General features: G+C 63.4%; 24 protein-coding genes. 19 read left to right on the forward strand and 5 right to left on the reverse strand.

Going from position 1 to position 17,695, the window contains the following annotated elements; genetic code table 11:
* Positions 1-23: 23 nt before the first annotated feature.
* A complete protein-coding gene (locus J2X44_RS03570) occupies positions 24-374 on the reverse strand; it encodes a helix-turn-helix domain-containing protein (RefSeq protein WP_037557219.1) in 351 nt (116 codons plus the stop codon).
* A 137-nt stretch (positions 375-511) separates the two neighbouring features.
* Between J2X44_RS03570 and J2X44_RS03575 the strand changes: the two genes are divergently transcribed.
* The 4 genes from J2X44_RS03575 to J2X44_RS03590 are packed head-to-tail and all read left to right on the forward strand — an operon-like array spanning position 512 to position 2,908.
* Positions 512-1,171: a multiubiquitin domain-containing protein gene (locus J2X44_RS03575; RefSeq protein WP_052182452.1), complete on the forward strand. Its 660-nt coding sequence runs from the start codon at positions 512-514 to the stop codon at positions 1,169-1,171.
* Positions 1,168-1,497, forward strand: a complete 330-nt coding sequence (locus tag J2X44_RS03580) for a hypothetical protein (RefSeq protein ID WP_037557218.1) — start codon at positions 1,168-1,170, stop codon at positions 1,495-1,497. The genes J2X44_RS03575 and J2X44_RS03580 overlap by 4 nt, the downstream gene beginning before the upstream one ends.
* Complete coding sequence (locus J2X44_RS03585) at positions 1,494-2,003, forward strand: hypothetical protein (RefSeq protein WP_037557217.1); 510 nt, start codon at positions 1,494-1,496, stop codon at positions 2,001-2,003. The genes J2X44_RS03580 and J2X44_RS03585 overlap by 4 nt, the downstream gene beginning before the upstream one ends.
* Entirely contained in the window at positions 2,000-2,908 is a 909-nt protein-coding gene (locus J2X44_RS03590; protein ID WP_081933209.1) for a ThiF family adenylyltransferase, read from the forward strand. The genes J2X44_RS03585 and J2X44_RS03590 overlap by 4 nt, the downstream gene beginning before the upstream one ends.
* Here J2X44_RS03590 and J2X44_RS03595 read toward each other — a convergent pair.
* From J2X44_RS03595 to J2X44_RS03610, 4 genes are read right to left on the reverse strand one after another with little or no spacing between them, the layout of a single operon-like run.
* A complete protein-coding gene (locus tag J2X44_RS03595; RefSeq protein WP_310087962.1) occupies positions 2,882-4,561 on the reverse strand; it encodes a hypothetical protein in 1,680 nt (559 codons plus the stop codon). The genes J2X44_RS03590 and J2X44_RS03595 overlap by 27 nt on opposite strands.
* 18 nt (positions 4,562-4,579) lie before the next feature.
* A complete protein-coding gene (locus J2X44_RS03600) occupies positions 4,580-4,972 on the reverse strand; it encodes a hypothetical protein (protein WP_310087963.1) in 393 nt (130 codons plus the stop codon).
* Positions 4,969-6,009, reverse strand: coding sequence for a nucleotidyl transferase AbiEii/AbiGii toxin family protein (locus tag J2X44_RS03605; RefSeq protein WP_310087965.1), 1,041 nt, complete (start codon positions 6,007-6,009; stop codon positions 4,969-4,971). Before J2X44_RS03605 ends, J2X44_RS03600 begins: the two co-directional genes overlap by 4 nt.
* Positions 6,006-6,677, reverse strand: a complete 672-nt coding sequence (locus tag J2X44_RS03610; protein ID WP_310087966.1) for a DUF6088 family protein — start codon at positions 6,675-6,677, stop codon at positions 6,006-6,008. Before J2X44_RS03610 ends, J2X44_RS03605 begins: the two co-directional genes overlap by 4 nt.
* 295 nt (positions 6,678-6,972) lie before the next feature.
* On the opposite strand from J2X44_RS03610, the gene J2X44_RS03615 reads away from it, so the two are divergent.
* The 15 genes from J2X44_RS03615 to J2X44_RS03680 all read left to right on the forward strand — a co-directional run bounded on the left by J2X44_RS03615 (position 6,973) and on the right by J2X44_RS03680 (position 17,694).
* Entirely contained in the window at positions 6,973-7,710 is a 738-nt protein-coding gene (locus J2X44_RS03615) for a phage Gp37/Gp68 family protein (RefSeq protein ID WP_310087967.1), read from the forward strand.
* Positions 7,711-8,868, forward strand: a complete 1,158-nt coding sequence (gene tcmP, locus J2X44_RS03620; RefSeq protein ID WP_310087968.1) for a three-Cys-motif partner protein TcmP — start codon at positions 7,711-7,713, stop codon at positions 8,866-8,868. It abuts the gene before it with no gap.
* A 620-nt stretch (positions 8,869-9,488) separates the two neighbouring features.
* On the forward strand, positions 9,489-9,920 hold the full coding sequence (locus J2X44_RS03625) for a hypothetical protein (RefSeq protein WP_310087969.1): 432 nt from the start codon (positions 9,489-9,491) through the stop codon (positions 9,918-9,920).
* Between the two features lie 256 nt (positions 9,921-10,176).
* Entirely contained in the window at positions 10,177-10,497 is a 321-nt protein-coding gene (locus tag J2X44_RS03630) for a DUF736 family protein (protein ID WP_310087971.1), read from the forward strand.
* 471 nt (positions 10,498-10,968) lie between these two features.
* Positions 10,969-11,133 carry a hypothetical protein gene (locus tag J2X44_RS03635; RefSeq protein WP_167919412.1) on the forward strand — a complete coding sequence of 55 codons (165 nt, stop codon included), beginning with the start codon at positions 10,969-10,971 and terminating at the stop codon, positions 11,131-11,133.
* Positions 11,134-11,256: 123 nt separating this feature from the next.
* The gene (locus J2X44_RS03640; RefSeq protein ID WP_310087973.1) at positions 11,257-11,688 is read left to right on the forward strand and encodes a hypothetical protein; all 432 of its coding nucleotides are present in this window, start codon (positions 11,257-11,259) and stop codon (positions 11,686-11,688) included.
* A gap of 310 nt (positions 11,689-11,998) precedes the next feature.
* Positions 11,999-12,313, forward strand: coding sequence for a DUF736 domain-containing protein (locus J2X44_RS03645; RefSeq protein WP_310088324.1), 315 nt, complete (start codon positions 11,999-12,001; stop codon positions 12,311-12,313).
* A 124-nt stretch (positions 12,314-12,437) separates the two neighbouring features.
* Complete coding sequence (locus tag J2X44_RS17595; protein WP_405053339.1) at positions 12,438-12,725, forward strand: transcriptional regulator domain-containing protein; 288 nt, start codon at positions 12,438-12,440, stop codon at positions 12,723-12,725.
* Entirely contained in the window at positions 12,688-13,215 is a 528-nt protein-coding gene (locus tag J2X44_RS03650; RefSeq protein WP_310087975.1) for a DNA -binding domain-containing protein, read from the forward strand. Before J2X44_RS17595 ends, J2X44_RS03650 begins: the two co-directional genes overlap by 38 nt.
* 102 nt (positions 13,216-13,317) lie before the next feature.
* A complete protein-coding gene (locus J2X44_RS03655) occupies positions 13,318-13,560 on the forward strand; it encodes an AlpA family transcriptional regulator (protein WP_037557574.1) in 243 nt (80 codons plus the stop codon).
* Between the two features lie 104 nt (positions 13,561-13,664).
* Positions 13,665-14,105 (forward strand): DUF2840 domain-containing protein, encoded by a 441-nt coding sequence (locus tag J2X44_RS03660; protein ID WP_231732774.1) that lies wholly within the window; start codon positions 13,665-13,667, stop codon positions 14,103-14,105.
* A complete protein-coding gene (locus tag J2X44_RS03665; protein ID WP_310087980.1) occupies positions 14,102-14,689 on the forward strand; it encodes a S26 family signal peptidase in 588 nt (195 codons plus the stop codon). Before J2X44_RS03660 ends, J2X44_RS03665 begins: the two co-directional genes overlap by 4 nt.
* On the forward strand, positions 14,686-15,018 hold the full coding sequence (locus J2X44_RS03670) for a DUF736 domain-containing protein (protein WP_037557576.1): 333 nt from the start codon (positions 14,686-14,688) through the stop codon (positions 15,016-15,018). Before J2X44_RS03665 ends, J2X44_RS03670 begins: the two co-directional genes overlap by 4 nt.
* Positions 15,019-15,102: 84 nt before the next feature.
* Complete coding sequence (locus J2X44_RS03675) at positions 15,103-15,729, forward strand: lytic transglycosylase domain-containing protein (RefSeq protein WP_081933254.1); 627 nt, start codon at positions 15,103-15,105, stop codon at positions 15,727-15,729.
* Positions 15,730-15,948: 219 nt separating this feature from the next.
* Positions 15,949-17,694 (forward strand): DUF3363 domain-containing protein, encoded by a 1,746-nt coding sequence (locus J2X44_RS03680; protein ID WP_310088326.1) that lies wholly within the window; start codon positions 15,949-15,951, stop codon positions 17,692-17,694.
* Position 17,695 lies beyond the last annotated feature (1 nt).

Raw genomic sequence — 17,695 nt, forward strand, 5'->3', positions numbered from 1 at the left:
TCGCAACTTACACTTCGCACCTTCTACCCGGGTGGCTTCGTCGATTTGCTGGCGAGAACTTCGATGAACTTCTCTGCAATATCGAGATCATAGGAATTCAACCCGTCCAGATGCTTTTGGAGCTTCTGCGCAGCCACGGACGTGCCCACATCCTCGCTGCGCCCGAGCAGATAGTCGGTCGTAACATCGAGCGCGTCGGCGAGCCTCAGCAGATTGTCGAAAGAGGGTTTGCGACCGCCACCTTCGAAATGCGAGATCGAACTTGCCGGGAGGCCAGTTTTTTTTGCTAGGTCGCCTTGGCTGATTTTCCTTGCATCACGGGCACTTGCAAGCCGGGCCCGGAAAATCTCACCTGATCCGCTGTTATCGGTCATGGCGATTTCGCGATGAATATATTGACATAAACGACATGTTTCCTATTTTAGCGTTATCGACACGATCATCATGTCGAAAACGTCAACAAGGCGCAAGTGCCTTCGTATGGAGAAATGTTGTGACGAACGAGAATTCCATGTCTGGGCGCTTTGCGATCACGATCGACGGCGTCGAACATCTGCTGAGCGACCCACTGGTCAAGGGCCGCGACCTGCTCGAAATCGCGGGCCGTATCCCGGTCGACGAGCATCTGCTCTTCTATCGCCAGGGCGACGGGTTGCTCGAAGACATCAACCTCGCTGAAGAAATCGACCTTCGCGCGAGCGGCAAGGAAGAGTTCAGCTCGGTGAAGGCCGACCGCCTCTTCTTCCTTGTCGTCGACGGGCGCCGTTTCCCTTGGGGTAAGGATGAGATCAGCGGCGCGGAACTCCGCGTTCTCGCGCTAGTGCCGGCGGCTAAGGATATCTTTTTCGACCCGAAGGGCGGCAGGGACGACCTCGTCGAGGATACCGAGAGCGTCACCCTCAAGGGCAAGGAGGTCGAGCACTTCTACACTGCCGACCGCTCGGACGAACCGCGTTACGTCAATGTTGACCTCAACGGGGACAAGGTCCGGATCCTCGCCGGCGACTATACGACCGAAACGTTGAAGGACGCGCTCGGCGTATCGGCTGATCTCGACCTCGACGTCGTCGACAAGCAGGGCAGCTTCCGCACCCTGCAGCCCGGCGAGGCGATCCGCGTGATCGCCCGCATGAAGTTCGTCAGCCACGTTCGCCAGGGCGGCTCCTCGTGAATGCCGAAGATCAGTTCGACCGCATCAAGGCCATCTACCCGGATGCGGTCGCGCTGGTCGAAGGTGGCCGTACCTTCGTCCATCTGCCCGGGCTGGTGATCGCGACGCGGGCGGGACCGGTGACGCGCGATGCGCTGCTCTGCCCTCACGAGCATAGCGGCTATAAGACGCGGCTCTTCCTTAACGCCGCCGTTCCCGGTCATCTCGCAAACTGGACCCAGCACAATCTCTTCACCCGGAACTGGTTTTGCTGGTCCTGGAACTACATCGAGGCAGAACAGCCATGGACTTCCATCCTTGCAAATCATCTGGCGGCCTTCCGGTGAACGTCCATTTCAAGATCCGCGCCCCGCTTCTCGACGCCATTCGAGGCGACTTGAGGCGGCGTCACGCCTTCGCATATGAGCGCGTTGGCTGGATTTCGGCGGGCGTGTCGCGCATCGGCGATGGCAGCCTATTTCTCCTCGCGCAGGATTATCACCCGGTCGAGGACGCCGACTATATCGACGACCCGAGCGTCGGCGCGATGATGGGGTCAAAGGCAATCCGCAAGGCGCTGCAGCGCAGCTACCAGTCGCGGACTGCGGCGCTGCACGTCCATATGCACGAACATCGCGGCCGTCCCGGGTTCAGCGGCACTGACATTCGCGAGAATGCGAAGTTCGTGCCCGACTTCTTCAACGTCGCCGCACATGTACCGCATGGCGCGATCGTGCTGAGCGCCGACAATATAGCGGGAGACCTCTGGCTTGCGCGTGGTCAGGGACCGCTCCCCATTGCCCGGTTCACCGCGGTCGGCGCCACCCTCTGGATGGAAGGAGCGATGTCATGAGCCGCTATGACCGGCAGGATTTTCTGGGGCCGGACAGCGACGCCCGGCTCCGCGCCGTGACGATCGGCATCGTCGGCCTCGGCGGCGGCGGTTCGCATGTGGTGCAGCAGCTCGCCCATCTGGGAATCGGGGGCTTCGTCTGCGTCGATCCCGATATCGTCGAGGACAGCAATCTCAACCGCCTCGTCGGTGCAACCGCCGCCGACGCCGAGAACGCGACGCCGAAAGCGGATGTCGCCGAACGAATGGTGCGCGGGCTCGTCGCGGCGCCGCGTTTCCTTGCTCTTGCATGCAGGTGGCAGGATGCAACCGAGGCGCTCGCCGAATGCGACATCATCGTCGGCGGCGTCGATTCCTACCGCGAACGGAGCGAACTCGAAGCCTTCTGCCGCCGGATGATGATCCCCTGTATCGATATGGGCATGGACGTTCACGACCTCGGCGATCAATTCGCGATCGGCGGCCAGGTCATCCTGTCTTCCCCGGGCGGGCCATGCCTCTGGTGCCTTGGCGTTCTCACCGACGCGCGGCTTGAGCAAGAGGCGCAGAAATATGGCGCCGCCGGCGGCAAACCGCAGGTGGTCTGGCCGAACGGCGTGCTGGCGTCGTTGGCCGTGGGCCTCGTCATGCAACTGCTGCTGCCGTGGATGCGCGAACCCGTCGCCAGCGTCTACCTCGAATATGATGGCAATCGTCATCAGGTCGCGACAAGCAATCGCTTAAAGGCGGTCGCCGGGCAAACATGTCGGCACCATGGCGCATGCGAGACCGGTGACCCGCTGTTCGATGTTCGACGTCCGGCGCCGGCAAGGCAGTCAGAAACGGAACGGGAGGAGACGCGCGTGGCGCCGACCAGCGGATCGTGGTGGCGCCGCCTGTTAAGCCAGCTTGGCGTCCGAATCTGACCCGGCGTCCGGCACTTCGCACTGGTCGAAGTCGGGCCAATTGCGGACCTTGGGCAGGAAGGGTTCGGCTTCGTCGGTCGTCCGGAAAATGAGGTTATAAGTCTGGGTCGGGCTGTCGGCGTCAAACGTCCAGAACATCGAAAGCCCGGGCACCTGGACGATCAGCATGCTCTCGCCGAACTTGCTGCCTGTCGCGTCGACGACGACATGGGCACGCACCTTCCGCTGGCACTGGTCGAAACCGCGAAGATCGTCGGGAAGCGAGAATTCGGTCACCCACACGTAGCGTGGATATTGGTGTCGGAAGATTTCGAACTTGAAGATATCGGGAAGCCGATTGCGGAGCGTCCTGCCCTTATAACGCCAGCCATAGGTAAGATAGGTCCGCGCCACGAGTCTTGAAGGCGAAACCGCAAAAAAGGAGGGATCGACGGCGATCGCCTTGCCGAGTGCAGCACTGCCTTCGCCGGCGCGCATGCGGGCGAGTTCGCGATACTCTTCGATGCGCTCGACGCAGCTCGCAAGAAAGTCGCGGCTCAGTGTTTCGGCAACTTCGCCGGTCATGAACACCTTCCCGGGCAGCGGCGTCACTGAATAAACCGCATCCTCTTCGAGCGTCCACGGATAGGCACCGGGCGCGCCCGCCTCCAGCGCGTCGTCCTTGTAGACCGGCAGGCGGCAGACCGGCCCCCTCTGGTCGTCGGCGACGATGAGATGCGAAATCAGTTCGGCCGAGGTCGGGTCATCGGGCAGGTCGTCATCGCCGCGTTCGCGCATCACCCGGCCGATGGCAACGACAGCATGGCCGACCGTCGCGCCGTCCCGGCCCTTTAGCCCGATCAGCACTGGGATGCCGGAATCGAGATAACGACCAATCACCTCATGCAGAGGCTTGATGCCGACCCCTTGTTCGACCGCGGCCTTGCCGAGATCGAAGACCGGATGACGGTCCATCGCCCGTAGCGCCCGGATTATGTTGTCGGGCCTCAGGAACTCCGATCCGGCGGGAAGTGAGCGGGTCACGAAATTGTCGGTGGGCTTCAGCGCGGCATCATTGATGTCAGGCATCGAGAACCAGGGTCCGCCATGCGCGCGGTGGAAATGGCGTCCTGCCATCCAGATCGCCGCCTGCGCGCAAGCGCCGACGCGCGTGTCTTGCTGGGTGAGCGGGAATCCCGTGACAGTAAGATCTGCCCCGACGAGGTGAACGGGATAATCCGCCGTTACGTCGATGATCGTCGAGGGGTCGGAAGCAATCGCAGCTGCCGAGATCACCGCCGCTGCAACCGGCGCGTGGGAAACGGGACGCAGCACCACATAGCCGAGATAGTCGTCGTCATGGGATGCGACCTCGCGCGACAGGCCTTCGGGACTATCGACCTTGCCGAGATACGAAAGGTCACACCCGAAGAAGTGGAGACGCTGGCAATATTTGAGATAGGGATGGAATAGGGTCGAATAGAAGGCCGAATAGGCGGCTGAGAAGTCGCGGTCGATATAGGCCCGCTCGAGGAGATAGGCCTTCGCGCCCGCCTCCCTGTAGTCCCGTAGCAATTGTTGCAGCAGCGCGGACTCGTCGGCCCCCACCAATTCGACCAATTCAGTCCAGTCGTCTTCGCCGAGCAGGGGTCCTACCTGGATTTGAGCCTGCATTCAGCGATTGCCTCCCGATCAGCCGCGGTTCGCGCCGACGACGAAATTTCCGAGTCGCTGTTCTGCCGCGAGCGTCAGCTCTTCGAGCCGCTCAATTTCTTCGACGGCCTTCTTCGATGGTCGAAGATTGAAGTGCTTGAATTCCTTACGATTGGAAATCTCTACACGTCCGTAGGTATTGTCCGCGAGTAACTTTATACCATTTTTCATGGGTCCTCCTCGCGAATCGAACGCGCCCTGCCGGGCCGGCAGGGCGCAATGATTCGCTTTCGCTACGAAACACAGGGCGAGTCGGCAATGAATATCGCCGCCGTTTAGCCCCAAAACTGCAGTATTCCTTAAAGACCGCAAGACTTTCTGCGATCCGGATAGGAATTTCTGTTCCGAATCCAGTTGGATGCCGGCGATCATCGGCCGTTCACCTTGGCTTCGATTTTCTCGGTGGTTGCGATGATTTCGTCGAAGTCTGGCGCCTTGCCGAAGATCATTGCCTCGGTCGCGGCATAGTCGCGCCGCAGCGCCTCGCGCATCTCCTTGGCGGGCACGAGGCTGAAACTTCCCTTCGCCGCTGAGGCGAGGTCGAAGTCAGGTCGATTGAAGAACATGCGGGCATGACGCACGCAGTCGGCGCCAAGTTCATCCTTCTCCATCGCTTCGCGGCCAAGCGTGGTATCCGCAAGGCAGTGAAGGTCATAATAGTGGCGCGATATACGCTGGCCCTCATTCTTGAGGACGCCGCGGCGATCGAACCAGCTGCGCAGCCCGTGCGCGATGACGATCTTGTCCCAGAAGGTCCGCTCGGCGTCGATCGTCGTCACATCGGCAACCGCAAGATCTAGGTCCGGCAGCTCTTCGGCGACATAGGGCGTGACCGTGGCCTTGCCGTTCGGATCGAGCGCCGACTTGGCGCCCGATTCGATGCGGACAGCTGGCTTGATATAGCTCGCTTCGTCATGTTCGAGCGACGGATACCAGACTAGCAGCGTCTGGGAGTCGCGGTCGCCCTTGTCGATCTCGACGCGTCCCGCACCGTTCGTGGCCTCGGCGAGCCGCGCCGCGATATCAGTCTGGAGAGGACCCGATATATAGGTGCTGCAGGCGTCCCGGATCGCGTCGAGTCTCGCTTCACGCTTTTTGCGCGACAAAGCTTCGAGTTCGTCGACGCTCGCGGCTTCGCCGAGATCGTCCCTGTATATGGTGACGTCGATATCTTCGGAGAAGCGCTTGATGAGGCCGTGCGCCTTCGAGAGCGAGGTCCCGCCCTTGAAGAGCAGCCGCGGCTGGTCGGCGCTGCGCTCATGATAAAGCTGGTCTAACGTCCAGCAGACCCAGAAATCCTTCTCGACGTTGCCGAGCGGCGTGCCAAGCCGGTTCGCGGCCGACAGGAACAGGTCCCGGCGATCGGCTTCCCTCGACCTGATGATCTGCTGGTAGCCGGCGCGGGTCACGCGCGCCGCACCTTGGCCGGCGTGACGAGTTCGCGGAGGAAGTCCTGCATCCAGATCGGAAGTGCGGCGAGGCCGTCCTTCAAGTCCTTGCGAAGGGTCCGGCCGTGCCTCGGGTCCAACAATATCGCCGAGAGCGCGTCATAGACGCGGATGCGCTCCTCTTCACTGCGGTCGATCACATCCTTGAGCCAGTGGAGTGCCTGCACGATGCGCATCGCGGGGCGGCCCGCCCAATAGAGCCGGCTCGGAGCGGCGTGCTTGAAAGTGATTTCTTGGTTGCCGAGCGTGATCGGTTTCAGCCGCGCATCCACCAAGACCTCGATCCGCGCCGGTACAGCCGTCGTCAGGCCGAGGTCGTTGGCGGCGGTCATGCCGTCGACAACCATGCGGGCCTGGTCCCGGCGAATGACCGCTTCGATGACCGCGCGATAATCGGGGACCGAGGGCTTGCCCGTGAGTTCGTTGTGGACGGGGCGATCGTAAAGCCCGCGATCGATGCGGCGGAGTTCGCCAGCCTTGGTTAGACGCTGTAAATTCTTGTCGATGACCTGCCGGTTGCCGAGGTCGCTGAAGTCGGCCGGGGTCCATGCTTGGCCCAGCTTTCGCTTTACTCGGCGCATGATGTTCCTGGCCACATCATCGTCGGCTCCGGACGATTTCCCCAACATGTCCGAAGCATGATACATCTTTCGGACAATGTCCATTTAAATTTGTCCGAAACATGTAGCTTGTTTCGGACGATTGTGTCCGAACCATGATGCAAACTTCAGACAGTCGTGTCCGAAGCATGTTGCACTCTTCGGACAGATGGAATGACATTGGGCCCGGACTCCTAGCCTTCAACAAGAGAGCCCAAATCCCCGAGTGCAAAAACTGGATTCCATTTGCACAGATTCTGTGAGATTCATCTGCACGAAAATTCGGTTTTCTAATCATTTCGAGACGGGGCAAAGCAGAACGACAATGGCTGATCACAGCGCGATAGAGTGGACCGACGCTACGTGGAACCCCGTCACAGGTTGCACGAAGATCACCGCTGGATGCGATAACTGCTATGCCGCGCGCTTCTCCGAACGGTTCCGTGGAGTGCCGGGCCATCCCTTCGAAAATGGGTTTGATCTAACCCTCCGGCCCGAGCGCTTGGATCAGCCACTGCGCTGGCGTCGTGGACGGATGATTTTCGTAAACTCGATGAGCGATCTCTTCCATAAGGCTATTCCGACATCCTTCATTGATCGGGTATTCAACACAATGGAGGCGGCTGATTGGCACACGTACCAGATACTGACCAAGCGGAGCCCGAGGCTTCGGGACTATATGAATGACCGCTATGCCGACAGGAGGCCGCCCGCCCACATATGGACAGGCGTATCCGTCGAAGACCAGAAAGGCGCTGCGCGGGTTGCCCACCTTCGTGCGGCCAAATCCGCAGTCCGCTTTCTATCGGTAGAACCTCTCATAGGCTCTGTGGGGCCCATCGACCTGAAGGACATACATTGGGTCATCGCGGGCGGCGAAAGCGGTCCAAATGCCCGCGTGATGCGGATCGAGTGGGCACGGGAGATACGCGATGCGTGCCGAGAACAGCGTGTGCCATTCTTCTTCAAACAATGGGGCGGATTTCGACCAAAGTCTGGCGGGCGGGAACTTGATGGCCGCGAGTGGAGTGAGTGGCCGCGCCTGACGCGGGCGGCCGGCTAAATGCTCGATCCGCGTTGGTACGACGGTCGGGAACAGGCGCTGGTGAAGCACACGTTCCTCGATACCTATATGCCTGCGCAAATTCCCAAGATCGTAAGTTGGGCAAACGAATTCACATATGTCGATCTCTTTGCCGGGCCGTGGCAGTCAAAGAGCGGCGACTATTCGGACACATCGTTTGGAATTGCCCTTCGCAGGATGACGGAAGCCAAGGCGAAGCAAGCGGAACTCGACCGAAAAGTGACCATGGTGGCTCACCTCGTTGAGAAAGATCCCGGGAATTTTGCAGAGCTAATCGACGCCGTGAAGCGCTTTCCTGACGTTGAAACACATTGTCACCTGGGTCAGGCCGAGGATCACGCATCCGCAATCGCGACCGCCATTCCCGCAAGAGCCTTCCGGTTTGTCGTCATAGACCCCAAAGGCGTTCCTGACGTTCGGAAGTTTCAATGCTTGATCTCGCCGGATCGAACGGAAGTTCTCTTGAATTTCATGTTCCAATTCGCAAACCGCTTTGCGGGATCACAGGATCGGATGCCGACACTCGAAGGATGGCTCGGCGATCTGCAAGAAAATGGCGGTTGGAGAGCCGAGTTCGCTGAACTGCGCGGATCCGAAAGAGAAGCGGCCATTTCTGAGCGCGCCCGCCAAGCGTTGCGGCGCATGGGGGACTATAAATTCGCGCCGGCGTTAACCGTCGACGAGACGGCGGTCGATCGGCCCTTGTACAAGCTCATTTACCTGACTCGGCACCCAGCCGGCATCAAGGTGTTCCGTGACGCACACCGAAAGTCTCTCGAGACACAAGCGACCTACAAATCGGCGAAAAAGGCGGAGACGCGGAGGGCTGCAAGCGGAATGAACGACATGTTTGCTGGCCAGTCTGCCATGGAACCGGGCGAGCGAAGCGCTCGCGAAATATCCCAAGGCGAGGCGGCCGCGCGGTCAACGATGCTTCAAATCCTGTCGGAAAGCTCGGACGATTTGAAATGGAAAGATGTCTGGCCGCGCGTGTTGGATCTTTGCGCGGTTACTTACGGCGCCCTCGGTGACATCGCTAACGACTTAAGGAAGCGCGGGCTAATAATTGTCCCTGCGTGGAGCGGCGACGCGTTGAGGCGCCCGAAGGATGATTTCTCTATCAAACTCGCGCCTTAAGGAGGGGCGTCTCCTTTTCATCCCAAGAAACTAGAACTTGTCGGCCTGCAAGCCGCCAGAGCCTGCGGTAGCGCGTAAGTAGTTTCCCGAATCCCAATCCCCGTTTACGGCGATCCAATGGTCAGAAGTTCAACAATTGCCGAACGGGTCGAGTCTCTTGTCCGCCGAATGGACGGGACGCCTCTCTGCGACGAATGCATCACTGATCGCCTCGACCTTTCTTCGATTACGCAGGCTAGCGTCGCGACGAGTACCGTCGGCGGCGTCGGTGGATTCGAACGGCTAAGGGAACCCTGCGGCCTGTGCGGCGAGCCGCGGCACGTCATCCGTTACAAGAGCTGAACTTCGCAAATTTGCTGCGGCGAATTCGATCGCGGCTGAATGGGCGTGCTCTGGCGCCGGCAGGCGGCGCCAGGGGCCGCGCGTTGTTTTGGGCCGCGCAGCGCACTCGGCTCGGTTTCCTTGCCGGACGGCGGCTGGCCCACAGGCCCGCGCGCACGCCGTCCGGCTGCGGCCTCGCCAAGAGCGCGTTTGTCTTTGGGCGCTTCGCGCGGTTCTTTGATGCTTTGCGATAGCGACGGGGTTTGAATCGATCGGTCCTCCGCGTTACGGACCCGGCAATGATGATCGGCCTGTTCCTGCTCGCCTCGGTCGTTCCGAGCGGCCAATCCTTCGCCTGCACACCCGTCGCGGTCTGGGATGGCGATGGGCCGATCTGGTGCGCGGAAGGCCCACACATTCGCCTTTCGGGCGTCGCTGCGCGCGAAATGGACGGTAGCTGTATTCCGGAACATCCCTGTCCGGACGCCGATGCGGTCGCGGCGCGCGATCATCTCGTCGGCTTGCTTGGTGAGCCGCAAGGGCGGAACCGAACCGGCCATATTCTCGTCCGCGGCCCGGCCATGAACTGCCTATCGCGCGGCGGGGCGGGTGGCACCCGCACCGCCGCCTTCTGCACCTCGCCCCGCTCGGGCGATATCTCCTGCTCCATGGTACGCAGCGGCCTCACCGCGCGCTGGGACAAATATTGGGGTACGCATCGCTGCGACTGATCGGACCGGATTCGGCGCGGGGGTCGGGTGGGCCGGCCTTTGCGTGCGGTGCTGGACGTTGGATGGCCCTGGCGGCGGCCCTTGTCTCCGTTGCTCAAGGCCACCCCTTCCTGTCGCCTTTCTGCGGGCCCGGCTCGCCTCTGGCCGTCAACCCCATGCGGGGTTCGCCCTCGCGTGCCGCTCGGTGACGGCAGCTCGCGGTCCCTTCTTCTGGCGCCATCGGGGATGTCCCCCGAACAACCGAAGGAGAAAGTCCATGCCCACCATCGCCAACCTCAACGTCAAGCCCGACGGCAGCTTCGAAGGCACGCTTGCCACCCTCAACGTCACCGCGCCGATAGCTATCGTGCCGAACGGTCGCAAGACCAAGGAAAACGAACCCGACTATCGTATCATCAGCCGCAAAAATGGCTTCGAGCTCGGTGCCGGCTGGACCCGCACCTCGCAGAACAACGGCGCCGAATATGTGTCGGTGACGATGTCGGCCCCCGAATTCGGGACCATCTACGGCAATGTCGCCAACGCCCCCGGCGACGACCCGATGAAGAAGGTCATCATCTGGAACCCGCCGTCCTGACGGGCACCCCGGCTCCGCCTTAGGGCGGAGCCGGTTGATTGCATCACGTGAAGGCGGTCCTCTGGGCCGCCTTTTCGTTTCTTGTGCTGACGAGTGTGGGTTTCCGGGGCCCGGCGCTCGGTTATCCTCCTTTTCGGCGACTGGGCTGTCGCAGACGACGAGGGCCGCACATGTTGCGAACGGCAGAATGTCGACAGATCTGCGAAATAAAAGGTCAGCGAGGGGGCCGGGACGCGGCGGCGAATCGGGGGCGGGTGGGGCGTGGGGGCTCTGCCGCATGGGACCGGGCCATACCCGCTCTCGATTGCCGCTATTCCCTTGGCCGAGGCCAGGCCTCCTTCAATCAACCCGTAAAGGGTCCCTACGCTTCGCTTGGGCCGCGGCTTCGCCGCGATGATTGCGGCCTGTCCCCGTCCGGCGGGGCGCCTGTCGAGCGGGAATGGCCCGCTCCAAAGGACAGGAGTTGATCCCATGCCGCTTTCTACCGCCCAATCGCTTGGATGGAGCCTCGCCCGGACCATGATGACCGTGATCATCCTGATCGAGACCAGCGCCGGATATTCGGTCATGCCGCTCGATGAGTTCGACGGCGACCCCGAAACGATCGTCAGCGAATATGACCCTTTCAATCGCTAAGCCTCTGGAATTGGTTCCAGATTGGAGCCGGTTCGGGTTCTCCCCCGAGCCGGCTTCTGCTATGTTTTTCATACAGATTGCGCTGTGGTGGTGGTGGTGGGCGCGTCCGACAGGAGGACGTTCATGACCCTGATGCTGATCCTTGGCGCGGTTGCCGCATTCTATTGCCTGCTGCTGCTCTTTCGCTGCGCGACCTACGCGCTACCAATCTTCGCCGGGCTTGGCTTGGCCTTCACACTTCGGGACCAGGGTTTCGACTGGATGGTCATTTTGGCGGCGGGATTGCTGGCGGGTGTCTCCGTCCATACCCTCGGCCGGCACCTGGCGCGGGGCTCGGCTCCGCTTGCCGTCAGGCTTGGCGTCATCCTGATTTTCGTGGGCGCCGCCGCTGCTGCTGGCTACCAGGCTGGGGCCGCACTCGCGATGCTGGTCGACCTCGATCCCTGGACGCAGCGTGGCATTTCCATTCTGACCGCCTTAGCCACCGGCTACTCCGGTTGGCGCAATCTCCTGTCGCCGGGGGGCGCGCTCGACCGACCCGCGCTGCACAGTTAGGCGTTCACCCGCCTCTCATTCTTCTTCGCTTCCCGGTCGATCGCCACCGCATCCGTCCGCCGATCCGCAACATTACGGCCTCTCGACATGCGCCATCTGTCAGCGCGCCGCTTCGCTGGTCCGGCTTGGTGCAACCGCGCCGCTCGACTTTCTTCCCCCGGCGTGCCGCCATTCCTCGCGAAACAAGAAAGACGAACGGCGCGGTCCTCCGCTGCGCTGCGGGCCTGCGGCTGCACCGCCGGTCCCCCGCTGACGACCGATGCGCATCGAGGCCGCGATGGTGCGGCCCGAGCCAAGGAAGGAATGCGACATGGCCAAGATCGGCACGTTCAAGAAAGTCTCCGGAGAATTTCGGGGTCACATCACCACTCTCTCGGTGCAGGCGAAATCGGTTCGCATCGCGCCCGAAAAAGACCCCAGCGGCAATGCTCCCAGCCACCGTGTTTTCGTTGGAGACGTCGAAGTCGGCGCAGCCTGGGAAAAGCAGACGCAGGACAAGCGCCCCTATCTTTCGGTCAAGCTCGACGATCCGAGCTTCACCGCCCCGATCTTCGCGCAGCTGTTCGCGGGCGAAGGCGATGAGCACGACCTGGTCTGGAGCCGCCAGACCCGCCGCGGCGACTGAGCCGCAGGGACCCGCCCGGCAGGCGCCGGGCGGGATACCCATTACTGGGGATGGATATCCCCGCGCCTTGGAATTGGCGCGATCCCGAATTTCGCCAACTCTTCGGCCTCTACCGGAGGCTGTTATGGCGGTTGAGAAGACGGCAAAGAATGTGGGGCCGCTGCTCCTCGACTTTCCCGGCTACGCTCAGGAGTTTCTGCGCCGCAGTCCGGACTATCGCCGTGACTATCGAAGCGTGATGTCGGATCGCAAGGCCGATCCGGCGTCGCAGGAGGGCATGGCCCGGCGATGGGGCCTCTGCTTTCCCGGTCGATCCGCATGCTCCGGCGCTCGATGCACCGGCTTTCTGGGACGCGGAGGTCTGTCCCTATGTCGTGATCCTCGACGCTGCACCGGCGACCTTTGCCGCTGAACTGCGTTTCGATCCGGCTCGCTGGACGCATCGCCTTGGCTTCCGGACCGCGCCTGACGGTGGTCACTATATATTGGGCGACGGCCGCATCATGCACCGGATCTGGCTGCGCTGCGATCCGGCGTGTGTTCCCCTTTCCGCGCTGATCGCGTTCGATGCGATGACCGAGACGCGCCTTCAGACCGTCTCCGATCTCGAACGATGGCTCCGCGGAAGAGCTTCCGCATCAACGGTGTCTCGGCCCACATCCTACCAGTCGCAGCGCCTCGATTTGTTGCTGTCGATTCTCGATCTTCGCGGCGAACGGGACGTGACCAACCATGAGGTCGCTTGCCGGCACATCTATCCGCGCCTGGATTTGGGCCGCGGCGCGGCCTGGAAAGCTTCTCCAGAGCGCCGCCGCACCCAGCGTCTGATCCGCGAAGCCGAGGCGCTCGCGGCAGGCGGGTACCGCGCGCTGCTGGCAGGCCGGGCGGGGCGACAAAAATAGCAGCGCAATTCAGCCGCTCCCCCGCGCGCGCGCTTTCGCGCCACCACGCGACATCGCCCGCCGGCCCGCGATTTCCGGTCCGGCCGCTGGAAGGAGCCACCCATGACCACCGGTCACCCGCCGCGTTTTCTGACGACCCCCGATGCCGCAAAGCGGGTCGGCCTCTCGCACCGGACGCTGGAGAAGCATCGCTGCTATGGAACCGGACCCGCCTATCGCAAGCTCGGCGGCCGCGTCGTTTATGCGATCGACGAACTCGATGCCTGGGTCGAACTTGGCCGGCGTTCGTCGACGTCCGATCCCGGCACCGGAACCGTGCACCCGGCGCGGCAGGTGCAGCGCTGATGCGATGCGTCGATTTTGAGCAGGCGCTGAGTGCGCCGTTGATCGCAAGGCAGGGCGCCGGCGCACAATCGTCGCCGCAGGACGCCGCGTTCACCGAGGTCGAAATGACCTGGATCGAGGGACGACACGAGCAGTGGATCCGCTTCGGCCGCATCGCAGCCGAGCGCATCTTGAGCCGCGCCAAGCGCGTCGCGGCGTTCCGGCCCGGCGCCGTCTTTGCTTACGTGCGCTGGACGTCGAACGACTTCGGGACGATCCATTCGACCATCGCGATTGCCGCGGCGGTTGTGCCTGGCGAAGCTTATGCAACGCTGCCGTTCGTCCATCCCGGCGCGGATATCCTCGCGCGGATCGACGGCTGGCCGAAAGTGCAACAGGCGCTTGAGGCGATCGACGCGGTCGAAGCGACCGGCATCGATGCCTGCGATGCGGCGCCCGATCATTGGCGCCATGTCGGCAGCCGGATTTCGGCGGGGCTGCCATTCCGGCCATATTCCCGTGACCGCCATACGGCATGGCTGCGCCGCCGGGCGGTCGAGTTATGAGCCGCCGGGCACTTCGCGCCACGGCGGCGGCCGCGGCGATCTTCAGCACATCGTTCGTCGCGGTTGCGTGGCTCAAGCCCGCGCCGCGCTTCCTCTGGAATGTGAGCGCCAGCGCTCCGACCGGCCTCTATTGGGTCGATGTGGGCGCGCCGCCGCGGCTCGGCGACCTTGTCGCCATCGCCCCGCCGTCCGCACTCGGGACATTCCTTGCGCAGCGCGGATATTTGCCGCGCGACGTGCCGCTGCTGAAGCGGGTCGCGGGCCTTCCCGGTGCGCTCGTCTGCCGTTCCGGCGTCTTCGTCACAGTGAACGGCGTGGCGGTCGCCCGCGCGCTGGCGCGCGATCGGGCGAACCGCCAGCTCCCCGTCTGGACGGGTTGCCGGATCGTCGGCCGCGGCGAACTCTTTCTCGTCAATGCGGCGCGCGACAGTCTCGACGGCCGCTATTTCGGGGCGATGCCGGCAGCTGGTCTGCTCGGCACCGCGCACCCGATCCTCACCCGCTCGCATCCGACGGCGGCGCTTCGCTGGGGCTCCGCCGAACCCGACCACCCGCCATCACGCAGCAAGGAGACGTCATCATGATCATCGGGACAATGCGCCGGAATACGACGGGAGGATATTCCGGCTCGATCAAGACGCTCGCGTTCGACGCGCAAATCGAGCTCGCACCGGCAGCCTATTCTGAAAAAGAGAATGCGCCAGGTTGGCGCTTACTGATCGGAGATCCCGCACTCGGTGCGGAGATCGGGGCCGGTTGGGATCGCACGGGTCCGCGCGGTTTATATATTGCGCTGCAGATCGACGACCCGAGCCTTGCTGCGCCGTTGCGCGCAAATCTGGTTCGCCTGGGCCCAGACGACGGCGATTTGTCTATTCTCTGTTCGCGCCCCGAACCGCAGGCCGGGAACTGAGCCATGGGGCTGCTGCTGCGCTTCGTGGGTGGGTTCGCGCTTCGCGTCAGCGTGCCTTGCGGCGCGTTTCTTGCGTCATTCGCGATGCCTCTGGCTTGCCCGCCCGCTGCCGCGGCGGTGCAACCGGCGCGCCATCCTCATGCCGCACCGGTCGCCGAAGCCGCACAGCGCTTCGGCATTCCGGAGCTTTGGATCTGGCGCGTGATGCACGCCGAAAGCCGCGGCAAGGTTGGTGCGGTTTCGCACGCCGGGGCGATGGGGCTGATGCAGATCATGCCCGGAACCTGGGCGTCGCTGACCGCGCGCCATCGGCTCGGGGCGGATCCGTTCGACCCGCGCGCCAATATCCTCGCCGGTGCAGCCTATCTGCGCGCGATGTGGGACCGCTATGGCGACGTTCAGTTGATGCTCGCGGCGTACAACGCGGGGCCGGGCCGCGCCGATGCCTTCGCATCGGGGCGCCGCGGTCTGCCCGCTGAGACGATCGCCTATGTCGCCAAGATCGCACCCGAATTGCATGTATCAGGCAGCGCCGCAACTGCTCCGTCGATGCTGTCGCCCGCGCCGGGATGGCGCGATGCGGCGCTCTTCGCTGAGCGAAATTTGCCGTCTGACGACGCACAACCTGCAAGCCCGTCGGGAACGGCTGCGCCTGCCCGGGCTGCAGGTGCTTCCATTTTCATTCCCTTGTCCGATGGCCGTGACCGGTGACGGACGGCGGGGCCGCTGGGTTTTTTGACAGGCTCTGCTCAGGGCCGGTGGTCGCTTGCTGGAAGGGACATGGGGGAGGGCAAGATAAAAGCCGTGCCAGCTTCGGGCACTCCATGGTCGGTTTTCTGCGGGTTTGCGCGTATGGCTCTGCCGAAATCTGCCATATCATCGCGTTGAACGCGCCGTTTTCTCCCAACTTTTCGTATGGCACCGCCCCCGATGCGCGGTGACGACCATGATTTCCGCATCAGGCCGGGACGGAGCCGCGATCGCGGGGCCGGGTCGGCAGGCAAGGGCAAGCGGCTCGCTACGCAGGTGCGCAAAGCAGCCTCGCGGTCGGGCTACACCCGCTCGCGGCCTGGCCGCGGCGCCGGCGGCGGAACCGGCACGCATGGACGGGGCCGGCGGGCCATGGCGGCGATGCGCCGCCAGCCCAGCGCCCGGCGCGTCACGGTCATGGCGCGCGTCGTCCGCCACCAAGGCGCGCGCTTTCGCGCCGCGCCGCTGGCGCGCCATATCTCCTATCTCGAGCGTGAAGGCGTGACCCGTGACGGCCGCGACGCGAGTATGTTCGATACAGGAGGCGACTCCGCCGATCGCGATGCGTTCGCCGCGCGCTGCGAGGACGACCGGCATCACTTCCGGCTGATCGTGAGCCCGGAGGACGCCGCCGATCTCGGTGACCTTCGTTCCTTCACGCGCGACCTCATGACGGACATGGAACGCGATCTCCAGACCCGCCTCGACTGGGTAGCGGTCGACCACTGGAACACCGACAATCCGCATATCCATATCCTCGTGCGCGGCGTTGCCGACGACGGCGCCGATCTCGTCATCGACCGCGGCTATATCGCCGCGGGCATTCGCGGGCGGGCCGAAGCTCTTGCGACGCTCGAGCTCGGTCCGCGCAGCGAGATCGACATGCAGAGCGCGCTCGCGCGCGAAGTCGATGCCGAACGCTGGACGAGTCTCGACGTCCGGCTGCAAAGGCTCGCTGACGAAGCGGGAAGCCTTATCGATCTGCGGCCCGCGGCGGGCGAAAACCGGCACATGCACGGCCTGCTGGTCGGCCGCGCCGCTCGGCTCGAGCAGATGGGTCTCGCCGAGCGGCAGGGCGCCGGCTTGTGGTCGCTGGGGGCGGGCGCCGAGCAGGCGCTTCGCGAAGTCGCGGTGCGCGGCGATATCATCAAGACGATGCACCGTGCGCTGTCGCGCGGCGGGGGCCGCTTCGATCCCGCCTCGCTCGCGCTTCACGACGGTGCGCCCGAGACCTTGGTGGTGGGCCGGCTTGTCGAGCGCGGTCTTCATGACGAACTCACTGGCAGCGCCTATGCGATCGTCGACGGCGCCGACGGGCGAACCCATCATATCCGCTTCGACGACATGGAGATGACCGGCGATGCCAGGCCGGGCGCGATCGTCGAGGTGCGCAATTGGGAGAATGGCAAGGGACGCGCGCAATTGTCGCTCGCGACGCGCTCGGACATCCCGCTGGCGTCGCAGGTCACCGCGCCCGGTGCGACCTGGCTCGACCGCCAACTCGTCGCCCGCGAACCCGTCGCGTGCGGCAACGGCTTCGGTCTCGAAATCTGCCAGGCGATGGAGGCGCGGACGCGCTATCTCGTCGAGCAGGGACTGGCATCGCGCGCAGGCGACCGGCTCACTCTCTCGTCGGGGCTCATCGATAAGCTCGCGTCGCGCGAACTCGAGGCCGCGACCACATCGATTGCCGAGCGGACCGGCCTTTTTCCCAAACCCTCGGCTGCCGGCGACTATGTGAGCGGAATCTACCGCGAGCGTGTGACGCTTGCGTCGGGGCGTTTCGCCATGATCGACGATGGGCTGGGGTTCCAGCTCGTGCCCTGGCGCCCCGCGCTCGACCGCCACCTCGGCCAGCATATCACCGGCACCATGTCCCCTGGCGGCTCGGTCGACTGGGCGCTGGGTCGGGGCATCGGCATCTAGA

This window comes from Sphingopyxis sp. BE259, assembly GCF_031457495.1.
Taxonomy (GTDB): Bacteria; Pseudomonadota; Alphaproteobacteria; order Sphingomonadales; family Sphingomonadaceae; genus Sphingopyxis.

Excerpts from the sequence above, each read along its gene's own strand:
- J2X44_RS03570 (WP_037557219.1), bottom strand. The coding sequence starts at position 374 with ATGACCGATAACAGCGGATCAGGTGAGATTTTCCGGGCCCGGCTTGCA.
- J2X44_RS03575 (WP_052182452.1), top strand. The coding sequence starts at position 512 with ATGTCTGGGCGCTTTGCGATCACGATCGACGGCGTCGAACATCTGCTG.
- J2X44_RS03590 (WP_081933209.1), top strand. The coding sequence starts at position 2,000 with ATGAGCCGCTATGACCGGCAGGATTTTCTGGGGCCGGACAGCGACGCC.
- J2X44_RS03595 (WP_310087962.1), bottom strand. The coding sequence starts at position 4,561 with ATGCAGGCTCAAATCCAGGTAGGACCCCTGCTCGGCGAAGACGACTGG.
- J2X44_RS03600 (WP_310087963.1), bottom strand. The coding sequence starts at position 4,972 with ATGATCGCCGGCATCCAACTGGATTCGGAACAGAAATTCCTATCCGGA.
- J2X44_RS03610 (WP_310087966.1), bottom strand. The coding sequence starts at position 6,677 with ATGTTGGGGAAATCGTCCGGAGCCGACGATGATGTGGCCAGGAACATC.
- J2X44_RS03615 (WP_310087967.1), top strand. The coding sequence starts at position 6,973 with ATGGCTGATCACAGCGCGATAGAGTGGACCGACGCTACGTGGAACCCC.
- tcmP (WP_310087968.1), top strand. The coding sequence starts at position 7,711 with ATGCTCGATCCGCGTTGGTACGACGGTCGGGAACAGGCGCTGGTGAAG.
- J2X44_RS03625 (WP_310087969.1), top strand. The coding sequence starts at position 9,489 with ATGATGATCGGCCTGTTCCTGCTCGCCTCGGTCGTTCCGAGCGGCCAA.
- J2X44_RS03630 (WP_310087971.1), top strand. The coding sequence starts at position 10,177 with ATGCCCACCATCGCCAACCTCAACGTCAAGCCCGACGGCAGCTTCGAA.
- J2X44_RS03635 (WP_167919412.1), top strand. The coding sequence starts at position 10,969 with ATGCCGCTTTCTACCGCCCAATCGCTTGGATGGAGCCTCGCCCGGACC.
- J2X44_RS03640 (WP_310087973.1), top strand. The coding sequence starts at position 11,257 with ATGACCCTGATGCTGATCCTTGGCGCGGTTGCCGCATTCTATTGCCTG.
- J2X44_RS03645 (WP_310088324.1), top strand. The coding sequence starts at position 11,999 with ATGGCCAAGATCGGCACGTTCAAGAAAGTCTCCGGAGAATTTCGGGGT.
- J2X44_RS17595 (WP_405053339.1), top strand. The coding sequence starts at position 12,438 with ATGGCGGTTGAGAAGACGGCAAAGAATGTGGGGCCGCTGCTCCTCGAC.
- J2X44_RS03655 (WP_037557574.1), top strand. The coding sequence starts at position 13,318 with ATGACCACCGGTCACCCGCCGCGTTTTCTGACGACCCCCGATGCCGCA.
- J2X44_RS03660 (WP_231732774.1), top strand. The coding sequence starts at position 13,665 with ATGACCTGGATCGAGGGACGACACGAGCAGTGGATCCGCTTCGGCCGC.
- J2X44_RS03665 (WP_310087980.1), top strand. The coding sequence starts at position 14,102 with ATGAGCCGCCGGGCACTTCGCGCCACGGCGGCGGCCGCGGCGATCTTC.
- J2X44_RS03670 (WP_037557576.1), top strand. The coding sequence starts at position 14,686 with ATGATCATCGGGACAATGCGCCGGAATACGACGGGAGGATATTCCGGC.
- J2X44_RS03675 (WP_081933254.1), top strand. The coding sequence starts at position 15,103 with ATGCCTCTGGCTTGCCCGCCCGCTGCCGCGGCGGTGCAACCGGCGCGC.
- J2X44_RS03680 (WP_310088326.1), top strand. The coding sequence starts at position 15,949 with ATGCGCGGTGACGACCATGATTTCCGCATCAGGCCGGGACGGAGCCGC.